The 17,971-nt window shown below is 67.8% G+C and carries 17 protein-coding genes; 8 read left to right on the top strand and 9 right to left on the bottom strand.

Features of this window, described 5'->3' with window-relative positions:
* Positions 1-124 precede the first annotated feature (124 nt).
* Both ABD115_RS00405 and ABD115_RS00400 read left to right on the top strand, forming a co-directional pair.
* Positions 125-601: a RidA family protein gene (locus tag ABD115_RS00405; protein ID WP_343957061.1), complete on the top strand. Its 477-nt coding sequence runs from the start codon at positions 125-127 to the stop codon at positions 599-601.
* A 23-nt stretch (positions 602-624) separates the two neighbouring features.
* Complete coding sequence (locus ABD115_RS00400) at positions 625-1,299, top strand: helix-turn-helix transcriptional regulator (RefSeq protein ID WP_343957059.1); 675 nt, start codon at positions 625-627, stop codon at positions 1,297-1,299.
* 61 nt (positions 1,300-1,360) lie between these two features.
* Here ABD115_RS00400 and ABD115_RS00395 read toward each other — a convergent pair whose 3' ends face one another.
* The 3 genes from ABD115_RS00395 to ABD115_RS00385 are packed head-to-tail and all read right to left on the bottom strand — an operon-like array spanning position 1,361 to position 5,320.
* Positions 1,361-2,500: an alanine racemase gene (locus ABD115_RS00395; protein ID WP_343957057.1), complete on the bottom strand. Its 1,140-nt coding sequence runs from the start codon at positions 2,498-2,500 to the stop codon at positions 1,361-1,363.
* Positions 2,493-3,917 (bottom strand): serine hydrolase domain-containing protein, encoded by a 1,425-nt coding sequence (locus tag ABD115_RS00390; protein WP_343957055.1) that lies wholly within the window; start codon positions 3,915-3,917, stop codon positions 2,493-2,495. The genes ABD115_RS00395 and ABD115_RS00390 overlap by 8 nt, the downstream gene beginning before the upstream one ends.
* 5 nt (positions 3,918-3,922) lie before the next feature.
* A complete protein-coding gene (locus ABD115_RS00385; RefSeq protein WP_343957053.1) occupies positions 3,923-5,320 on the bottom strand; it encodes an amidohydrolase family protein in 1,398 nt (465 codons plus the stop codon).
* A gap of 120 nt (positions 5,321-5,440) precedes the next feature.
* Between ABD115_RS00385 and ABD115_RS00380 the strand changes: the two genes are divergently transcribed.
* From ABD115_RS00380 to ABD115_RS00360, 5 genes are all read left to right on the top strand, one after another.
* Complete coding sequence (locus tag ABD115_RS00380) at positions 5,441-6,319, top strand: exodeoxyribonuclease III (RefSeq protein ID WP_343957051.1); 879 nt, start codon at positions 5,441-5,443, stop codon at positions 6,317-6,319.
* Positions 6,320-6,508: 189 nt separating this feature from the next.
* Positions 6,509-7,693 carry a CE1758 family FMN-dependent luciferase-like monooxygenase gene (locus ABD115_RS00375; RefSeq protein ID WP_343957049.1) on the top strand — a complete coding sequence of 395 codons (1,185 nt, stop codon included), beginning with the start codon at positions 6,509-6,511 and terminating at the stop codon, positions 7,691-7,693.
* Between the two features lie 152 nt (positions 7,694-7,845).
* The gene (locus ABD115_RS00370; protein ID WP_343957047.1) at positions 7,846-8,292 is read left to right on the top strand and encodes a MarR family winged helix-turn-helix transcriptional regulator; all 447 of its coding nucleotides are present in this window, start codon (positions 7,846-7,848) and stop codon (positions 8,290-8,292) included.
* 41 nt (positions 8,293-8,333) lie between these two features.
* Positions 8,334-8,996 carry a CE1759 family FMN reductase gene (locus ABD115_RS00365; RefSeq protein WP_343957045.1) on the top strand — a complete coding sequence of 221 codons (663 nt, stop codon included), beginning with the start codon at positions 8,334-8,336 and terminating at the stop codon, positions 8,994-8,996.
* Between the two features lie 210 nt (positions 8,997-9,206).
* Positions 9,207-9,863 carry a hypothetical protein gene (locus ABD115_RS00360; protein ID WP_343957043.1) on the top strand — a complete coding sequence of 219 codons (657 nt, stop codon included), beginning with the start codon at positions 9,207-9,209 and terminating at the stop codon, positions 9,861-9,863.
* Here ABD115_RS00360 and ABD115_RS00355 read toward each other — a convergent pair.
* Both ABD115_RS00355 and ABD115_RS00350 read right to left on the bottom strand, forming a co-directional pair.
* A complete protein-coding gene (locus ABD115_RS00355) occupies positions 9,860-11,185 on the bottom strand; it encodes an MFS transporter (protein WP_382389496.1) in 1,326 nt (441 codons plus the stop codon). The genes ABD115_RS00360 and ABD115_RS00355 overlap by 4 nt on opposite strands.
* A 184-nt stretch (positions 11,186-11,369) precedes the next feature.
* Positions 11,370-11,822 (bottom strand): MarR family winged helix-turn-helix transcriptional regulator, encoded by a 453-nt coding sequence (locus ABD115_RS00350; RefSeq protein ID WP_343957041.1) that lies wholly within the window; start codon positions 11,820-11,822, stop codon positions 11,370-11,372.
* A 94-nt stretch (positions 11,823-11,916) separates the two neighbouring features.
* On the opposite strand from ABD115_RS00350, the gene ABD115_RS00345 reads away from it, so the two are divergent.
* Complete coding sequence (locus tag ABD115_RS00345; protein WP_343957039.1) at positions 11,917-12,900, top strand: sulfurtransferase; 984 nt, start codon at positions 11,917-11,919, stop codon at positions 12,898-12,900.
* Positions 12,901-13,099: 199 nt separating this feature from the next.
* Here the strand turns inward: ABD115_RS00345 and ABD115_RS00340 are convergent, their stop codons facing one another.
* The 4 genes from ABD115_RS00340 to ABD115_RS00325 are packed head-to-tail and all read right to left on the bottom strand — an operon-like array spanning position 13,100 to position 17,968.
* The gene (locus ABD115_RS00340; RefSeq protein WP_343957036.1) at positions 13,100-14,662 is read right to left on the bottom strand and encodes a hydantoinase/oxoprolinase N-terminal domain-containing protein; all 1,563 of its coding nucleotides are present in this window, start codon (positions 14,660-14,662) and stop codon (positions 13,100-13,102) included.
* A complete protein-coding gene (locus ABD115_RS00335; RefSeq protein ID WP_343957034.1) occupies positions 14,659-15,861 on the bottom strand; it encodes an S-methyl thiohydantoin desulfurase family protein in 1,203 nt (400 codons plus the stop codon). The genes ABD115_RS00340 and ABD115_RS00335 overlap by 4 nt, the downstream gene beginning before the upstream one ends.
* A complete protein-coding gene (locus ABD115_RS00330; protein WP_343957032.1) occupies positions 15,858-17,369 on the bottom strand; it encodes a cytosine permease in 1,512 nt (503 codons plus the stop codon). Before ABD115_RS00330 ends, ABD115_RS00335 begins: the two co-directional genes overlap by 4 nt.
* Entirely contained in the window at positions 17,366-17,968 is a 603-nt protein-coding gene (locus ABD115_RS00325) for a TetR/AcrR family transcriptional regulator (RefSeq protein ID WP_343957030.1), read from the bottom strand. Before ABD115_RS00325 ends, ABD115_RS00330 begins: the two co-directional genes overlap by 4 nt.
* Positions 17,969-17,971: the final 3 nt, after the last annotated feature.

Raw genomic sequence — 17,971 nt, 5'->3', positions numbered from 1 at the left:
GCCCTGGAAATAGGTGCCCTGAGCAGTGCAACAATGCAACAATGCTGGTTAAATAGATAGATTGTCAAGAGTCTTGATAGAAATTCTAAGAACCCATAGGCTGATCACACGACGAAGGAGAGTCATGCCCGAGAACAACACCACCGCACATCACCAAACGACAGGCGAGGCGGTACCACCATTCGCAAATTACCTGCCCTACCGCTTCGAGGGTGACCGCCTGTACATTTCAGGCCAGGTTGCCTTCTCGAACGGAGAGTTTCCGCTTCGCGGCAGGGTCGGGTCAGATCTCACGCTGGAGCAGGGCCAGCAGGCCGCAAGAATCTGCGCACTGAACGTTCTTGCTCACGCCGCAGAGGCGCTGGGAAGCCTCGACCGCGTCAAGGCAATCGTGAAGATGACCGCGTTCGTGTCAACGGCAGACGATTTCTTCTCTCACCATCTCGTTGCCGACGGGGCTTCACGGGCCTTCGTCGAAGTACTCGGCACCGCTGGCGAGCACTCGAGATCAGCCGTCGGCGTCCCGAGGCTGCCCATGAACTCACCGGTCGAAGTCGAGGCGGTTCTGCTCACCGACGGAGGCCAAGCGAGCACGAATTGAGCACACTCACTACAATTCCGAGCATGGCTCCTATCCCGAACGTCGAGAACTCGCCCGAGGTCGAAGGCATCCTCAATTCGTACGCGTTGATCATCGACGGGATTCAAAAGACCATCGGCGACCACTGCGAGGTCGTACTGCATGACTACCGCAACAAAGACCACTCGGTCGTCGCGGTCGCGGGCAGCATCACCGGCAGAGAAACCGGCTCACCGATGAGCTTGATCGGCTTGAACATGCTGAGACAGGGCGACGCAGCCGAAAACGACCTCAACTACATCACACGGCTCCCCGACGGCCGAGTGCTCAAGTCGTCAACGCTCCTGCTCCGCACCTCGGCCGGCAATGTCATCGGCGCGCTCTGCATGAACATCGATATCACCGAGCTACGCAACGTTGGGCGCCTCATCGACCAGCTCACCGGCGTCAGCGACGAACGCGAAGCGCCCCAAACCACGTTTAGCCCCGACCCCGACGCAGTCATCGATTCCGCGCTCGCCGAAGCAGAGGCCGTACTCGGCCATCCACTCACACGGCTGACGACGGCCGAGCGCACCGAGGTGTTCCGCCTGCTCGAGCAGTCAGGGGTGATTCAGCTCAAGCGTTCCGTACCAGTGATCGCGGAACGCCTCGGGCTCTCGCGAGCCACCGTCTACAACTACCTCGTACGAATCAGAAACGAAGACGGCGAAAAATAGGCTCTGCCGCTCCGCAGCGACTCGGTGGCTTGGTGGCTCGGTGGCTCAGCGACCCAGCGACTCAGTGACGCCCAACTACGGGTTCGCTCAGCCCCACCTCGCCGTCGCCGAGGAGCACGATCTCGCGGAACTGGCTCAGAGCGGTGTCTATGTGCCAGGGCAGCACGGGGACGACATCGCCCACGCGCCACGCCACCGAGGGCTCTTCTATGACGAGATGCTCCTGGCTCAGGCCCCGCACAGTCGCGGCAGCACTGGCCCCGAGCACGCGCGCGTGGGGCTTGCCCGCATCAGCCTGGATCGCGGTTGCTCCGGCGTCGAGGGTCACGCGCGAGCCGTTGCGGCTCACGACCCGTGCGAACACCATCGCTGCTGGCACAACCTTGAGCACGCTCCCGTCATCAGACAGCCGCTGTCGGCTTCGGCCGTCGAGTAGCGCGAGCGTTCCTGGCCCGAATGTTCTGCGCGCCTCGCTCGCCCCGTCTTCCCCTGGCTCTCCCAGTACGGCGAGATGCTCCTCGAGCGTGTGCGTCGCCCCTGCCACGATTTCAGGCACCCGGGCACCAGCGTCGGTAAGAGCCGTGGCGCACTGATTGACCAGATGCGTGGCAGCTCTCACCTCAGCGAGGCGCTGACCAACCGGCACCGCCGCGAGGTGCCCGTCATAGCTGTGCAGCCCGGCGAGCTCGACCCCGCTCTCGGCGAGCCCTCGGGCGAGGTCGATAACCGCGCCGGTGTCGGCCACCTCAATACCGGTGCGACGCATACCAGTGTCAAGATCGATCATCGCGGCAACGCCGCTCGTGGCGGGCCAGGCAGAGATCGCTTCGTGCGTGTCGATGAGCGCGCTAAAGCGCACGGCAGGGAACCGCTCCGCGAGCCTGCCGAGCGCGGCGAGCTTGGGCTCAAGCGCTGGGTACGCCAACAGCACATCCGAACAACCAGCGCTGGCTGCGGCGTAGGCCTCGCCTATCGTCGACGCTTTGACTGCCCGCACGCCGTGCGAAAGGAGCATACGCACACCCCAGGCGGTGCGCACCGTTTTCACGTGAGCACGCCACTCGCCACCGCACATCGCAATGTAGCGAGCGACCTCACCGACATTCGCATTCGCCGCGGCAACGTCGACCGCGACCGCGGGCGTCACGCGGCAGGTCGCCCGCCAACGCTCAGCTGCCCCGATCCACCCTGACTCATCCATGATCTTCCCCCAGCTGCGCAGCGAGGCCCGCCTCCGCGTGGCCACCAGCTCGGGCTTCAAGTCGACCACCGAGCCTCCCACCAAGTCGGATCGCCCGCCCAGGCCCATCACCGAGCGGGAGCAACTCGAGCGCCTGGCCAGCAAATGGCCCTTCGGCGACTCGGTACAGACGGCCGTGACCCTCGGCAGCAGCGACCCGAAAGCCTCGACCCGGTTCGCCCGATGCGCGAACTGTCAGTTCACCGCCGGCCGCGACTCCAGAACTGAACTCGAGCTCGATGCTCCCGATTTCCGGGAAACCATAGCTGCCGGCGAAGTCTGACGGCGCAGGCGCAGGCTGAACCTGCGGGTGCACAACCTCACCGTGGAGGCGCTCAAGCGCGAAGTTCAGTACCGCCGAGCGCACACCGGCACCGGAATCACTGTTAGCGAAGATGGCGAGCACACCACCTTCTCCATGCGTTTCAGACCGAGGAAAGATTTGCAGCTGCGTCACATAGCCGTCGTAGGAGCCGCTGTGGCCAAACGACGTGCCCCGCACCCTACGCTGCATTCTCCACCCAAGCCCTTGATACCCTCCCGGCTCGCCCGTCTGAACGGCGCGACCGGCGCGAAGGTGCCACGCGCTCTCCGGGCGCTCCACCATGGCGAGGCCAAACCGGATGGCGTCACCAACACTCCCCCAGGCGCCACCGCTCGCGACCCTTGCGCGCGGCATCCTGTCCCAGCCGTTCGGGTGGGGCCCTGCCGCTGCGCATATGTACGGAGTGGCGACGTTCGCGGGTTTGCCCCCCGCCCAGAACTGGGCTGGCTCGCCTTCGCGCTCCCTGCGCTGCCCCTCCGTAAAGAGGGTCGCGAGAGACGTGGGTTGCACGATGCTCGCACGCAGCGCGTCTTCCACGTCCGTGCCCGTCAACTTCTCGATGACGGCCCCCAATAGCCAGTAGCCAGGGTTGCAGTAGCCAAAGAGCTCCCCAGGAGGCGCGAACGCGCGCAACTCGCCCGCGGCCCGAACGAACCTTTCGAGCGCGTCACGACCGTTTCCAAACTCGGCAAGCGACACCGGCCACTCCCCTTCTATCCCGCTCGTGTGGTCGAGCAGCATCTGCACAGTGACCCCGGTGAACGGCTCCCTGAGCCCCGTGAGAATGCGGGTGACCGGCGTATCGAGAAGACTCGAGTCGCCTGCGGCAAGCCCGATCACAGTCTCGGCGACAAGCAGTTTGGTGAGCGAACACCAGCGGAATACCGTGCCTGCGTCGATGGGTGTGCCTGTTGCGACGTCGGCGACACCGAGGCCCGCGAACCACGTCTGCCCCGAGCCGCTCGCATAGGCGAGCGCCAGCCCCGGAGTGTCGGTGGCGATTCTTGCTCGCTCACCGACCTCGCACAACTGCGCAAAGAACTCCGCTGTCATCCCCGCTACCACTGCCCCGAGATAAGCCCTGAACTTGCGAGTTCCAATGCTGTCTTCGGCCCTGCCCACCCGCAAGCTTCTGCTCTCGTTGTGAGTAGGCGCGATGTCTCACGCAGGGTCTGTCCGGCCGAGTACACGATCCGCCCACCGGCGATTGTCGCGGAGACCGCTCTCGTGCGCGCGTCCACGATCGTGACATCGGCATCGGCTCCATCGCTGAGCGTCCCCTTGTTTTGCAGCCCGAGGAGGCCTGCCGGGGTCGTCGAGGCCTTCTGTACAAGCTCGGGCAGGGTAAGAAACCCCAGCTCGACAAGCGCAAGCCCGGCTGACAGCGTCGTGTTCCTCGGAATTCCGCCGCCATCGGTCGCGAGCGCAGGCACATCAAACGCCCCGGTCGCCGATTTCGATGCCGCGAGGAGCACTCTCGAGGCCGCTGGGTTCACGGGAAGGCACAGTAGCGTCTGCGTGCCCGCTGCCCGATAGTGGGCGACGCCGGCCTCACCAGAGACGAGGCCTGTCACCTCGTCGCCCTGCACCACCACCCCCGCCCAATCAGCTCGAATCGCCCGCACGACTCCTCGCTCAGTTGGCTCGAACCCGGCGCGCTCCAGCCACCCGCGGAGACGTCGGTTCACCGGCTCCCCGTCGATACAGTGACCCGAGGTCGCATTGAAGCGGTCGAGGTATGACTCGCCCACCGCATTGGGCGCGGCACGCAGTAACTCAATGGCCCGCTCTGCTTCACGCACAGGGTCAGCAATATCTCCGCGACAGTAGCTGTTGACGTGCGCGATCTGCACTCGCGCGCCATCGGCGAGCCGTAGCCCCTCTTCGAGGCCTGTGAGGTCGCTTGCCGAGGCCGTCGTTCCGCAGTGCAACGCGATCCACAATTGCTGTTTTGCAGCCTCGGCAATAATCGCGGCGGTCTCGTCTGGGCCCCAACCAGCGTCGATGTGCAGCTTCACGCCGATCGCGCCAGCCGCGAGAATGCGAGAGAGCGCATCGCGAATTTGGCCGGGGGTGGGCCGCAGCGGCAGGTGCTTCTCAGGTCGAATGGCTTCGACGACGGCGATGTTGAGCCCCGCCCCGTGTGTTGCTGCAAGGCGAACCGTTTCTTCTGTTGGCCCGGTCAGGTCTAGCGCCGTTGTCACCCCGGCCCTGGCCAGCATGCCATGGCCCTGCTCCCCGGAGTCTTCTTCCGCTAGGTGCACGTGTAGGTCAACGAGACCCGGCATCACCAAGTTATCTTCGGCATCAATCGTTCGTATCGCGCCGCCTGGGAGCTCTCCTGGGTCAGAGATATCAACGATCTCACCGCCACGAATACCAATATCGCCTAGCTTCACGGCGGAACCACACACCAGCTTGCCCCCGGTAATAGCGAGATCGTACGTCATTGCCATGACTTCACTCTAGTCATTTTTCACCCTAAATGGACATAAAGAACAGAAGTTAGACAAAAATTCTATACAGGACTCATTCGCGGATCCGCCCACCACGAGCAACCCGGCTAGGCTTGACGCATGCGCATCGCCACCTGGAACGTCAACTCGATCCGCACTCGATTCGGTCGCGTCGTCGACTGGCTGCAGCGCGAGGATATCGACGTGCTCGCCATGCAGGAGATCAAGTGCCGCCCCGACCAGTTTCCCGTCGAGGCCTTCGAACAGGCTGGCTACCACCTCGAGATCAACGGCCTGAACCAGTGGAACGGCGTCGCGTTCGCGAGCCGCCACGAGATGACCGACGTCGCGCACGGCTTCGACGGCATGCCCGGGTTCGGCAAGCCAATCAAGGGGCAGGAAGAGCACCAGGGCACCGGGCCGAACGGCCTGCCGCTCGAGGCCCGCGCGCTCGGCGTCACCGTCGGCGACCTGCGCCTCTGGAGCCTGTACGTGCCGAACGGGCGCTCGCTCGACGACCCGCACCTCGAGTATAAGCTCGAGTGGCTCGCCGCGCTTCGCCGGAACACGGAGGCCTGGCTCGACGAGGATCCCGACCTGCCGCTCGCGCTCATGGGCGATTGGAACATCGCCCCGTTCGACGCCGACATGGGTGACCCGAGCTTCGTGCTCGGCCGCTCGACCCACGTCTCGCCCGCCGAGCGCGCGGCGTTCGAGTCGTTCGCACCGCTCGTGCAAGACGTCGTGCGCCCGATCGTGCCTGAGGGCTTCACCTTCTGGGACTACAAGGCAGGCCGCTTCCCGAAGAACGAGGGAATGCGCATCGACTTCATCATGGGCTCGCAGGCCTTCGCCGACACGGTGACTGGCGCGAGCATTCACCGCGACGAGCGGCGCGGCGACGCCCCGAGCGACCACGTTCCCGTCGTCGCCGACATCGATCCGAGCCTGCTGGGCGGCACCTTCGAAGACGACTACGACCGCCCGATGGTGTTCTAGCGCCCGGCGGCTTCAACGCCCAGCGCATAAAGAAAGCCCAGCGCACCAATTTAGATGCACGGGAATACTTCTCAGCCTTTCCCGTTACATTTATATGCAAGCGCATGTAAATGTGTGGATCGGGGCACTGCCCAGGGTTCGCGCCGGCGCACACCACCGCACCACAGCACCAACACCCAGGAGCACACCATGGAATTCGGGATCTTCTCCGTCTCTGACGTCACCCGCGACCCCGTCAGCGGCGACACCCCGAGCGAAGCCGAGCGCATCACCGGCCTCGCCAAGATCGCCACGCACGCTGAGGAGGTCGGCTTCGACGTCTTCGCGATCGGAGAGCACCACAATCCGCCCTTCTTCTCGTCGAGCCCGACGACATTCCTCGCCTACCTCGCGGCGCAGACCAAGACGCTGAAGCTGTCGACCAGCACCACGCTCATCACGACGAACGACCCCGTGCGCATCGCCGAAGAGTACGCGATGCTGCAGCACCTCGCGGGCGGCCGCATGGACCTCATGCTCGGCCGCGGCAACACCGCCCCCGTCTACCCATGGTTCGGCAAAGACATTCGCTCAGCGCTGCCACTCGCGCTCGAGAACTACAACCTGCTCCACCGACTGTGGCGCGAGGACGTCGTCGACCACGAGGGCAACTTCCGTACCCCGCTGCAGGGCTTCACTTCGACGCCGCGCCCGCTCGACGATGTGCCACCGTTCGTGTGGCACGGCTCGATCCGCACCCCCGAAATCGCCGAGCAGGCCGCGTTCCACGGCGACGGCTTCTTCTCGAACCACATCTTCGCGCCGTCGGCGCACTCGCTGCGCCTCGTGAACTTCTACCGCCAGCGCTACGAGCACTACGGGCACGGCAAGGCGAAGCAGGCGATCGTCGGCCTTGGCGGCCAGGCGTACGTCGCGAAGAACTCGCAAGACGCGCTCCGCGAGTTCCGCCCGTACTTCAACGAGGCCCCGGTCTACGGTCACGGCCCATCGCTCGAAGACTTCATGCACCAGACGCCGCTGAGCGTCGGCAGCCCGCAGGAGATCATCGACAAGACGCTCTCGTTCCGCGAGACGTTCGGCGACTACCAGCGCCAGATGTTCCTGGTGGATCACGCGGGGCTTCCCACCGACACCGTACTCAAGCAGCTCGACCTGCTGGGCTCCGAGGTGCTGCCGGTGCTGCGCGCAGAGCTCGCGAAGCTGCGCGACCCCGAGGTGCCCGAGGCCCCCTCACACGCCGATCTCATCAAGGCGAAGTACGGTGACGAGGCGCCCCGCCAGCCGCGCCCGAACCCGAACCGCGGCGACAACGTCACGGGCGGATCGCCCTACCAGGACAGCAAGGCGAAGGCCGGTTCGGCGTTCGGGCTGTAGCCAGCCCTTGGCCCGGTCAGCCTTCGCGGCTGGCCGGGCCGGGATCCGCACCGCCGCATCACCGCACCGCACCGCACCGCACCGCACCGCACCGCACCGCACCGCACCGCACCGCACCGCAGCTCATCACACCACCCCAGAGGAGCACGACCGTGAGCACACACAGAACAGATATTCGGCTCGCCAACGAGGCGTGGGAGTCTCTCATGACCGCGCACGCGCGTCTGTCGGGCGACTTCGCCGCGAAGCCCATCTGGGGCGAGGCGAGCATGCGCGAGTACGACGTGCTCTACACGCTCGTGAAGCGCGGCGATGCGATGCGGCTGTGCGACCTGCAGGAGGACGTCCTGCTCAGCCAGCCGGCCCTCTCGCGCATGGTGGATCGCCTCGTTTCGCGCGGCCTCGTCATTAGGAAACCGAACCCCGAGGACGGCCGAGCCGTACTCATCGAGATCACCGCAGAAGGCATTCGCGTGCAGCGCGAGGTTGGGCGCGCCCACGGCCGCGACATCGGCCAGGCGATGCGCGCACTTGCACCAGAAGAGCTGCGCGAACTGCAGCGGCTCACGCAGAAGCTCGTGGCCGCCCGCACCGCATAATCCCGTACAACAGCTTTACCCAGAGACTCAGAAAGCAGATCATGGCAGACACCAAGCAGCTCGTCGTCGTCAACGCGGGCACCAGCGATCCCTCAACCACGAGACTCCTCGCCGATCGCGCGACCACAAAGACACTCGCCGAAGCCGAGCGCCGTGGCATCGACATGCAGGCGCGCGTCATCGACCTGCGCCCGCTGGCGGGCGATATCGTCGCGGCACTCACCACTCAGCTCGTCTCAGCGGAGCTCGAGCGCGCGAGCGAGATTCTCCGCGACGCCGACGCGATCATCGCGGCGACCCCCGTCTATAAGGCGGCGGCGAGCGGTCTCTTCACCTCGTTCTTCCAGGTGCTCGACAACGACCTGCTCATTGGCACCCCGGTGCTGCTCGCTGCGACCGCTGGTAGCCCGCGGCACTCGCTCGTCGTCGACGACCAGCTTCGCGGATTCTTCTCCTATCTGCGCACCGTGACTGCGCCGACCTCGCTCGTGAGCTCCCCTGATGACTGGAACAGCGGCGAGTTCGGCGGGCGTGTGGATCGCGCAGCGACCGAGCTGATCGCGCTTGTCGCTGGCGGGTTCCGCGAGAACGCGCGCGGCGAGGGCTGGGACAGCTACCAGCACTCCTACGGCAGCGCCGGCGGCACCGAGCTCGGCATCAACCTCGACTCTGATCTGATGCGGCTCGCAGCCGGCGGGAAGTAGGGCGGCACCGCCGCCCGCGGGCGCTCGGGTCGGCTGCTGGCCTGGCGCTCGGGGCCTGGCGCTCGGGCCAATCGTTCTCCCCATCGCGGCCAACTCGGGCCGCGATGGGGAGTTTTCCACATCTTGCGTGCGGTGATTGCAACCCGTTGGCAACGTGCGTAGCGTAATAGCCAACCGACTGGCCGCCTGCCCAACACCGAGAGGAGCGCCATGTCACCGTATATCGACACCATCGCGAGCCTTCTCGGTATCGCTATCGCCGCGCTCACGCTCGGGCGGTTCACGCTAGGGGCGATCAGACGCTCCGAAGAGCGACTCACCGCGGCGTTCACCGCGGCGCTGAGTGCGCTCGACGTGAAGTTCGACACCAAGCTCACTGGCCACATCGGCGCACTCGACACCAAGCTCACTGGCCACATCGGCGCACTCGACACCAAACTCTCGGGCAAGATCGGCGCGCTCGACACAAAACTCTCGGGCCAGATCGGCGCGCTCGACACCAAACTCTCGGGCCACATCGGCGCACTCGACGCCAAACTCTCGGGGCAGATTGCAGAGCTCGAGGCTACACTCAGCGGCAAGATCGACGAGCTCGACTCCCGGCTCACGTGGCAGATCGTCGCCGTTGGCACTCATCTCAATGACCGGAGCGACACCCTGGAGTCGAAACTCAGCGGCCAGATTTCTGCACTCGACATCAAGTTCGCCGGGCAGTTTGAGACCACGAACGCTCATCTCGCGAGCATCGACGACCGCCTGACACGGGTCGAGCAACGCATTGAGAAGCTCGATGACCGTGTCTACGAGCTCGCTGCCCGCGTCGAAGCCCAGGCCGGCGAGCAGCCGCACGCTCAGGCAGGGCGCTAGCTCGCGTCTCCCAGGCCGATCGCTCGGGCCTCAGCCTCGGCCTCTCGCTCGGCCTCGCGCTCGGTTTCGGGCTCCGCCCCAGCCCCAGCCCCGGCACCAGCCCCAGCCCCGGCACCAGCCCCAGCACCAGCCCCAGCCCCAGCCCCAGCCCCAGCCCCAGCCCCAAGGGCAGCACCGACCTCGACCCCGATGTGGGCGAGGTGCCTGCCCATGAGGGCGAGTACGACTATCGCCGCAAGCACCGCCGCGGCCCCGAGCCAGTACGGCGCCGCAACCCCGAGCGCGGCGGCCAGCGGCCCTGCCACGGCTGGCGCGATCGCACCGCCAACGAACCGCACGCCCGAATAGGTCGACGAGGCGACGCTGCGCGGCAGCTCCGTCGCCTCCATCACGGCCTCGGTGAGCGCCGTGTTCATGATGCCGAGCAGGAGCCCACTCACGATGACGAGCGCAATGAGGGCGGGCAGCGCCTCAGCAAAGATGCCGAGCAGCACCAGGCAGGCGGCGAATAGCGAGAGCGCGGCGAACAGCACCCGCCGCAGCCCAAGCCTTCGCGTGAGAGCGGGTGCGACTACGACCGATGTCACCGCGAGCGCGAGGCCCCACCCGAAGAACACCAGGCCGAGCTCGTGCGCCCCGAACTGCTGCCCGGCGACACGGGCAGCCCCCTCGATGGGGTAGGGGCTATAGGCCAGCAGCGTGAAGAACCCAAAGTTGTAACAAACCGCGACGAGCGAGAGCGCGAGCAACGCGGGGTTGCGCAGTGCCCGAAAGCTCGCGAGCGCCCCCGGCCTTGCTGCGCGCGCGGCGGCCGCCTCGGCGGCGCTTGGCTTCGGAAACCTCAGCAGCACCAAGATTGCGATCAGGGCGATGCCCATGAGCACCGCGGTTCCGAAGAACGGCCCGCGCCACGAGACCTCGCCGAGCGCGCCTCCGACGAGGGGCCCCGCCGCCATGCCGATGCCAAGCGCTGCCTCGTAGAGCACGATGGCCTGCCGCGACCCGCCAGACGCGGCGCCCACGATCGCGGCGAGCGCGGTCGACAGAAACAGCGCGTTGCCGAGACCCCACCCGGCGCGAAACCCGATGATCGCGTCGACCGAGCCCGCAAGGCCAGAGAGGGCCGCAAACAGCACTATGAGGGTGAGGCCTGCGATGAGGGTCCATTTCACCCCGAGCCTCCCAGCAACCCAACTCGTGAAGAACATCGCGAGGCCCGTGACGAAGAGGTAGCTCGTGAACAGCAGCATGGTTTCGCTCGGCGTCGCGCCGAGGTCTGCGCTGATGCGCGGCAAGATCGGGTCGACGAGGCCGATGCCCATGAACGAGATCGCGCAGGCAAAGGCAATCGCCCAGACGGCTGTTGGCTGCCGGAGGAGTGAGGTCGTGGGCTTCGTGGTGTTCGTGGGAGTTCCTTCGTTCGGGTGCTGACCGTGGTGTGCCTGGTGCGCCTAGTGTGGCGGGTACTGACCGTGGTGTGGTGGTTGGGCCGGGCGCCGCGCCCGATTACGTCGAGTCGGCGATCTGGTGCATGAGTTCGGCCGCGCGGCCGAGCGCGGCAAGGTCTGCCGCAGAAAGGTCGACAAGCTTCGGGGCGATGAGCGCGGCGGCGCCGGCGCGATAGCCTGCGAGCGCGGCCCGACCGGCCGGCGTCACCGTCGCAAGCGTGGCCCGGCCGTCTGCCGGGTCTGGCTCGCGCTGCACCCACCCCTCGCCCTCGAGGCGCTGCACGAGCGCGGTCATCGTGGGCTGCGCAACGCGTTGCGCGGCGGCGAGTTCGGTGATGCGCGCGGGGCCGTGCCGCTCGAGGTCGGCGAGCACGCGCCAGGCGATCGACGAGTAGGTCACCCCGGGAATTTTGCTTGCCGAGCGGGTGAGTCGCGCCGACGAGCGCACGAGTTCGAGCGCGAGCGCCGCGTGGGCGGGGCCTGGCTGCGCGGTGGGGGAAAGGGAGGTCACGCGAACAGCATACGCCTAATTACATAGTAGTGCTATGTTTATTTTCGAGGCGGATCCTGAGCCGTCACGAAGCACCGTCCCGTACCATCGCAGCATGAGCGAACGCAACGACGCCCCCGAGCCCGGCTACCCGAGCGGAGCCGAGCTGCTGATCACCCCCGAGGCGCTCAGCGCCAGGCTCGCCGCGGAAGCAGGCGAAGCCACTGAGGCAGCTGCGGCCGAGGCAGCAGACGACCTGGCCGGTGGCGAGCAAGGGGCACGCAGGGCCCCCGCGCCGCGCACCCGCGTACTCGACGTGCGCTGGAGCCTCGCGAACCCCGCGGGTCACGCCGACTACCTCGCTGGCCACATTCCGGGCGCCGTCTACGTCGACCTCGAGTCAGAGCTCTCTGACGTGGGCCCCGCGACCGCAGGGCGGCACCCACTGCCCGGCGGCGCCGCGCTCACGGACTCCGCTCGGCGGTGGGGGCTAAACCCCGGCGACACGGTCGTCGCCTACGACGGTGGCGGCAACTTCGCAGCTGCCAGGCTCTGGTGGGTGCTGCGCGACGCGGGGTTCGCGAACGTCGCACTGCTCGACGGCGCCCTTGCCGGGTGGATCGCGGCCGGCCTGCCGCTCGAGCAGTCAGCGCCGGCGCCGACCCCGGGCACGGTGCGGCTGCGCCCGGGCCACTCCCCCACCCTCTCGCTCGAGGCCGCTGGCCGGTTCGCCCAGGAGCACGCGCTGCTCGACGCGCGAGCACCCGAGCGCTTCGCCGGCGAGTCAGAGCCCATTGACCCCGTCGCCGGCCACATTCCCGGGGCACGCAACCTGCCAACGAGTGGCAATGTCGACGCGCACGGGCGCTTCCTCTCCCCGCGCGAGCTACGCGACCGGTTCGCTGGCGTCGGCGTCTCGCTCGATGGCGAGCCGGCCGCGTCGCCCCGCGTCGGCATCTACTGCGGCTCGGGCATCACCGCGAGCCACGCCCTGTTTGCCCTGGCTCTGGCTGGCGGCGAGGGCGCGCTGTTCCCCGGCTCGTGGTCGCAGTGGTCGAACCACCCGGAGCTGCCCGTCGAAACCGGGCACACTCCCTAGCCGGTTGCCCGGCTCGCCACCGGCTCCGGCTTCCCCTCGCCGCCCGCACGGGGAGCTCCCCGCCGTTCACGCATATGGCAGTTGTTGTCGCCTCCCGCGGTGGGAAGCGACAACAACTGCCATATGTAGGGCGGGGCCGGGACGGGCGGGGCCGGGACGGGCGGGGCCGGGACGGGCGGGCGGGCCGCCGGGCGGGCCGCTAGCCGAGCCTGCCCGCGGCGCGCGCCCGCACGATGACCGTGTCTTCCATATAGGCGACCGGCAGCTCCTCGAGCGTGAGCACCTCGACGGTCTCGGGGTCTGCGCCCGCCTCCACAGCGCGCGCGATCGCGTCGCCCCGCACGAGCTCGACGGCCTGCTGGCGGCTGGTCTCCCGCAGCGAGAATACCTGCTCGGCCTGGCCGGCGACATCGCCGAGGGCGGCGCCAACGGCGTTCGCGGCACCGGCGTGCTCCGGCCGAATCACCTCAGAGACCCCGGCGAGCGACTCCGGCGAGACGCGCGCCCCGCCGCCGACAAGCACGATTGGCACGGGCGCCGCGCTCGGCTTCATCTGGTCGATCGCCTCTTCGACGAGCTCGCGAATGGCTTGGTCGGCCTGCGCGACGAGCTCGGGGTCGAGTGCTGGGGCCGCGCGCCCGGCGATCTCGAGCCGCCCGACCGCCATCGCGATGTCGGTGGCCGTGAGCGTCGAGCCGCCGAACGCAAGCGCCTCGGTCGCGATGCGATAACCCACGCTGTCTGGCCCGAGCACGATGGGCGCGTCGCCAGCGCCGACGCCACCACGCCCGTGCCCGCGCACAATCGTGCCGCCGCCGAGGCCAACGGAGAGCACGTCTGGCATTCTGAAGTTCGTGCGAATACCGCCGATCTCGGCCGCGCGCGACGACTGCCTCGGGAAGCCGCCGACGAGCACCCCGATATCGGTCGTGGTGCCCCCGATATCGACGACGAGCGCGTCGCTCACGCCGCTGAGGTGCGAGGCGCCACGAATCGAGTTCGTGGGGCCACAGCCGATCGTAAACACCGGGTAGCGCAGCGCGAACTCTAGCCGCATGAGCGTGCCGTCGTTCTGCCCGAAGTAGATGTCTGCGTCGATGCCGTGCGCCGCGAGCGCCCGTTCGAAGCCGGCGGCCATGTCGCCGAGGGTGCGAATGAGCGCCGCGTTGAGAATCGTCGCGTTCTCGCGCTCAAGCAGCCCGATCGACCCGATCTCGACGGAGCGCGACACTGGCACGCCGAGCACCTCTGCTGCGATCTCGGCCGCACGCAGCTCGTGGGTATCGGCGACGGGCGAGAACACGCCGACGACCGCAACGGCATCGACCTTGCCGCGCATGGCTTCGGCCGCTGCGCGCACGCCCGCCTCATCGAGCGCGCTGATCTCGCGGCCGTCGAACTCGTTGCCGCCGGCAATAACGAAGGCCGGCCCGGCGACCGCGGCCCGCAGATCTTCGGGCCACCCCTCGAACGGCGGCACCGCGGTCGTCGCTGGCCCGCCGAGGCGGAGCACGCCGACGCGGCCGAGCCCGCGACGCTCGACGATCGCGTTGGTGCAGTGCGTGGTTCCGAGCATCGCGGCGCGCACCTCGCCGGGCGCGATCGCCGCCGCGGCGAGCACCTCGTCGATGGCTGCGGCGACGCCGTCGCCCGAGTGCGACTGCGTCGGGGTCTTGATCGACGCCACGACCTTGCGGTCTGAGTCGAGCACGATTGCGTCGGTGTTCGTGCCACCGACGTCGATTCCGATGCGGTAGTTCACGCGCCTGCCTCCGTTCGTGCGGCCAGCGTGGCCGATACTGTCGATCCTGCCGGCACGACCGGCACCGCCGGCGCGACCAGCGCGGCCGCCCGGGCCGCGAGTGTCTCTACCGGCGTGAACGGCACGTCGTAGCCGAAGTAGCCGGGGCCGGCGGTCTCGATGCCGCGCTCGGAGCGCCACTGCGGGTGGCACGGGAACGCGACGACCGTGACGCGGGCGCCGTAGCGCAGCGTCTCGGTGGTGATGGGGTGGCCCGTGGCCTGGTCGAGCACCGCGATGAGGTCGGGAGTGACCGCTGCGACCTCGCCGTCGCGGGTGGCGAGCAGCATCTCGTTTTGAAACGAGAGTTCGAACTGCGAGGCGCGATCCGCCCCCGTGCCTGCGAGCGCGGCCCTGCCGCGCGTGAACCCGCCCTCGACGGCGCGCTCGATCTCGGTGACCTTGCCGTCAAACAACCGAAAGCCGCCGAGCCTGTCGAGCATCGCGCCGATGCGCTCGTCGTCGCGCAGCTCGGAGCTGCGGAGCATGCCGCCGATCTCGCGCGCCATCGTGAGCGTGCCGGGAATCGCGCACTCGCGGGCGACGGCGCCGGGGTAGGCGTAGTCGATCATTGTCGCGGATCCGCCCATCTCGAACGTGAGCACGCGCGCGAGGCGCTCCGACCACGCGCCGTTCACGGGGTATGACAGCACGGCGTTGCCCTGCGCGTCGACGAGCACGGTCGCTCCCGGCCCGTAGCCGGCGAGGTGGAAGGTGACCATCTGAGCCTCGGGGAACGCGCGACCCATCGCGTCGCCGTCGACGATTGGCAGGCCACGCTCCGCCGCCGCCGCGATCGGAATGAGGGAGTTGCCGCCGCCGATCTCGATCGGCATGATTGCGGCGACGCGCTTGCCGGTGCCCTGCTCGAGCAGGTCGAGCGCGCGGCCGAGCTCCTCGGCGCCGGCGATGCGCTCGATCGAGACGGAGGGCGCGCCGATCATGCCGACCGGCACGACGAGGCCCTCGGGGTCGAGCTCGTCGACGCGCAGCACCGGCACGTCGCCGTGCAGGCGAATCGCGCGCTTCGCGTGCAGCGAGCCGACGTGCGGGTCGCCGCCGCCGCCCGTGCCGAGCACGGCAGCGCCGATCGCGATGTCGTCAATGTCGGCCTCGGTGATTGTCTGCAGGGGGGCGGATCCGTGGGCTGCGGTCTTCATCGTGCTCCTCCGAGGGCCTCGGGTGCTGGGCGGTAGAACCCCGCCGTGTTCAGCGGCACGCCGGCCGCGGGGGTGTCGCCTGTGGCGGCGGATCGCGGAGCGGTGGCCTCTCCAGTGACGGCGGGCGCACCGCCTGCGGGAGCGGCCCCACCAGCGCCTGCGTCAGCCCCGCCCGCACCGGAGTCGCCACCGCGGCGTACGAGCCCGATGAGCGCGTGGGTGACGAAGGCCGCAAGAATGGCGTCGACGGCCGGAATCGTGGTGAGCGTGAACAGCCCGACCCCGAGCCCGTCGCCCGGCTGCGTCGTCGAGATGCCGACGGCGCACCCAACGCCCCACGCGACGAACGCCCAGCCGTCGAGGGCCGGCACGAGGTCAGCGCCAGTGCGCAGCCTGCTGCGGGCGCGCGTAAAGAACTCGGCGAGGTAGACGCCACCGTAGGGCGCGATGAACGTGCCCATGAGCGAAATGAACGGAATGAAGGCGTCGTAGATGCCGGCGAGCGCCGCGCCGATCGCGACGACGCCGCCAACGAGCGTGAGCGTGCGGCGGCTCACGCGCGGGAATACGACAGAGAGGTTCAGCGCCGCCGAGTAGAGGTTGTTCGTGTTCGTCGTCCACTGCGCGAGCGTGAGCACGATGAGCGCGATCGCGCCGAGGCCGAGCAGGAAGAACATGCGCATGAGGTCTTCGACGCCCATCACGCGCGAGAGCACGAGGGCGACGATGACGATGAGGGAGTTGCCGATGAAGAATCCGACGAAGCCGGCGGCCATCGCCTGCTTCGGCGTGCGCGCCCAGCGCGCGATATCTGGCGAGACAATCACGCCGAACACGAAGATGCCCATGACGAGCGACACCGCCCCACCGAAGCTGAACTGCGGCTCGACGGCCGCGAGCAGGTCCCCCGTGCCGAACTGCACAAACGCGAGCACGACGGCGAGCAGCAACAGCCCGATGAGCAGCGGTACCGCCCACGAGCTGAGCCGCTGAATCGAGCGGTATCCCCAGAGCGCGGTGAGCATCATGAGCAGGCCGCCAATGATGGTGAACACGTGCACCGAGACGTCTGCGCCGAAGAGCTCGTGCACCGCGATGCGCGCGTTGTCTGCGAAGAACCCTGTCTGCACGCCGAACCACCCGAGCGAGGAGATCGCCATCGCGACCGCGATGACGAGGCCGCCGACGCGGCCGAAGACGGCGCGCGAGAGCATCGCGCTCGTCAGCCCGGTCGCCGCGCCGACGTAGGTACAGGCCATCGCGAGCAGCCCGAGCAGCACGGAGCCGAGAATCGTCGCGGTCAGCGCCTGGCCGAACGGCAGGCCGTTGCCGAGCTGCACGCCCATGATGGTGCCCGAGAGGTCGATGCCGACCGCTATCCAGATGCCCGCGATGGGGAGCCAATGCTTGCGCTCGCCCTGCGGCACGGTGCCGAGCTCGTAGTCGGAGCGGGTGCGGCGCGCTGGCGCCTCCCCGGGTGCCGCTGCGGCGGCCTGGTTGTCTGTCATGAGGGTGTCTCCGTGGGGGCCGCAGGAGCGATGAGTCGCTCGAGCGCGCCCCAGGTCTGGGCAACGTGCGCGTCGTACACGGCCGGTGAGTAGTAGGCCTTCTGAAGGAACAGGCCGTCCATCAGGGCGAGGAAATGGGACGTGAAGGCCTCCGCTGGCATGCTGGTGAGCTGCCCCCGAGAGACGCCGGCGAGGTATGCCTCGCTGACGGTTGCCGAGAGCTCGGTGTCCCACACCTGAAATGCCTCGGCGATGCCCCGCTCCCTGCCCAGGTTGTGGCTCAGGGTTGTGCGCAGGTGAAGCTTGAAGAGTTGCGGCCGCTCCCGGTAAAAGTCGGGCACGCCAAGGAGGAGCCGCTTGAGGCGCTCGAGCGGCTCGCTGGTTGCGGTCTCGGCGATGAGCGCGCGAAAGTACTCGCGGTGCTCCGCGATGGATCGCTCGTAGACCTCGATGTACAGCTGCTGCTTGTTGTCGAAGTGTGCGTAGATCGACGGCGCCTTGATGCCGACGTCGCCGGCAATGTCTTTCAGCGAGGTCTCGGAATAGTCGCCGCCGGAGAAGCGCATGAGCGCCGCCTGGAGGATACGCGCACGCGTCATTGC

Origin of the sequence: Leucobacter albus (assembly GCF_039528015.1) — a bacterium.
GTDB lineage: Bacteria > Actinomycetota > Actinomycetes > Actinomycetales > Microbacteriaceae > Leucobacter > Leucobacter albus.
Note: the sequence above shows the minus strand (reverse complement) of the source record. Positions and strands in the feature narration are given on the sequence as shown.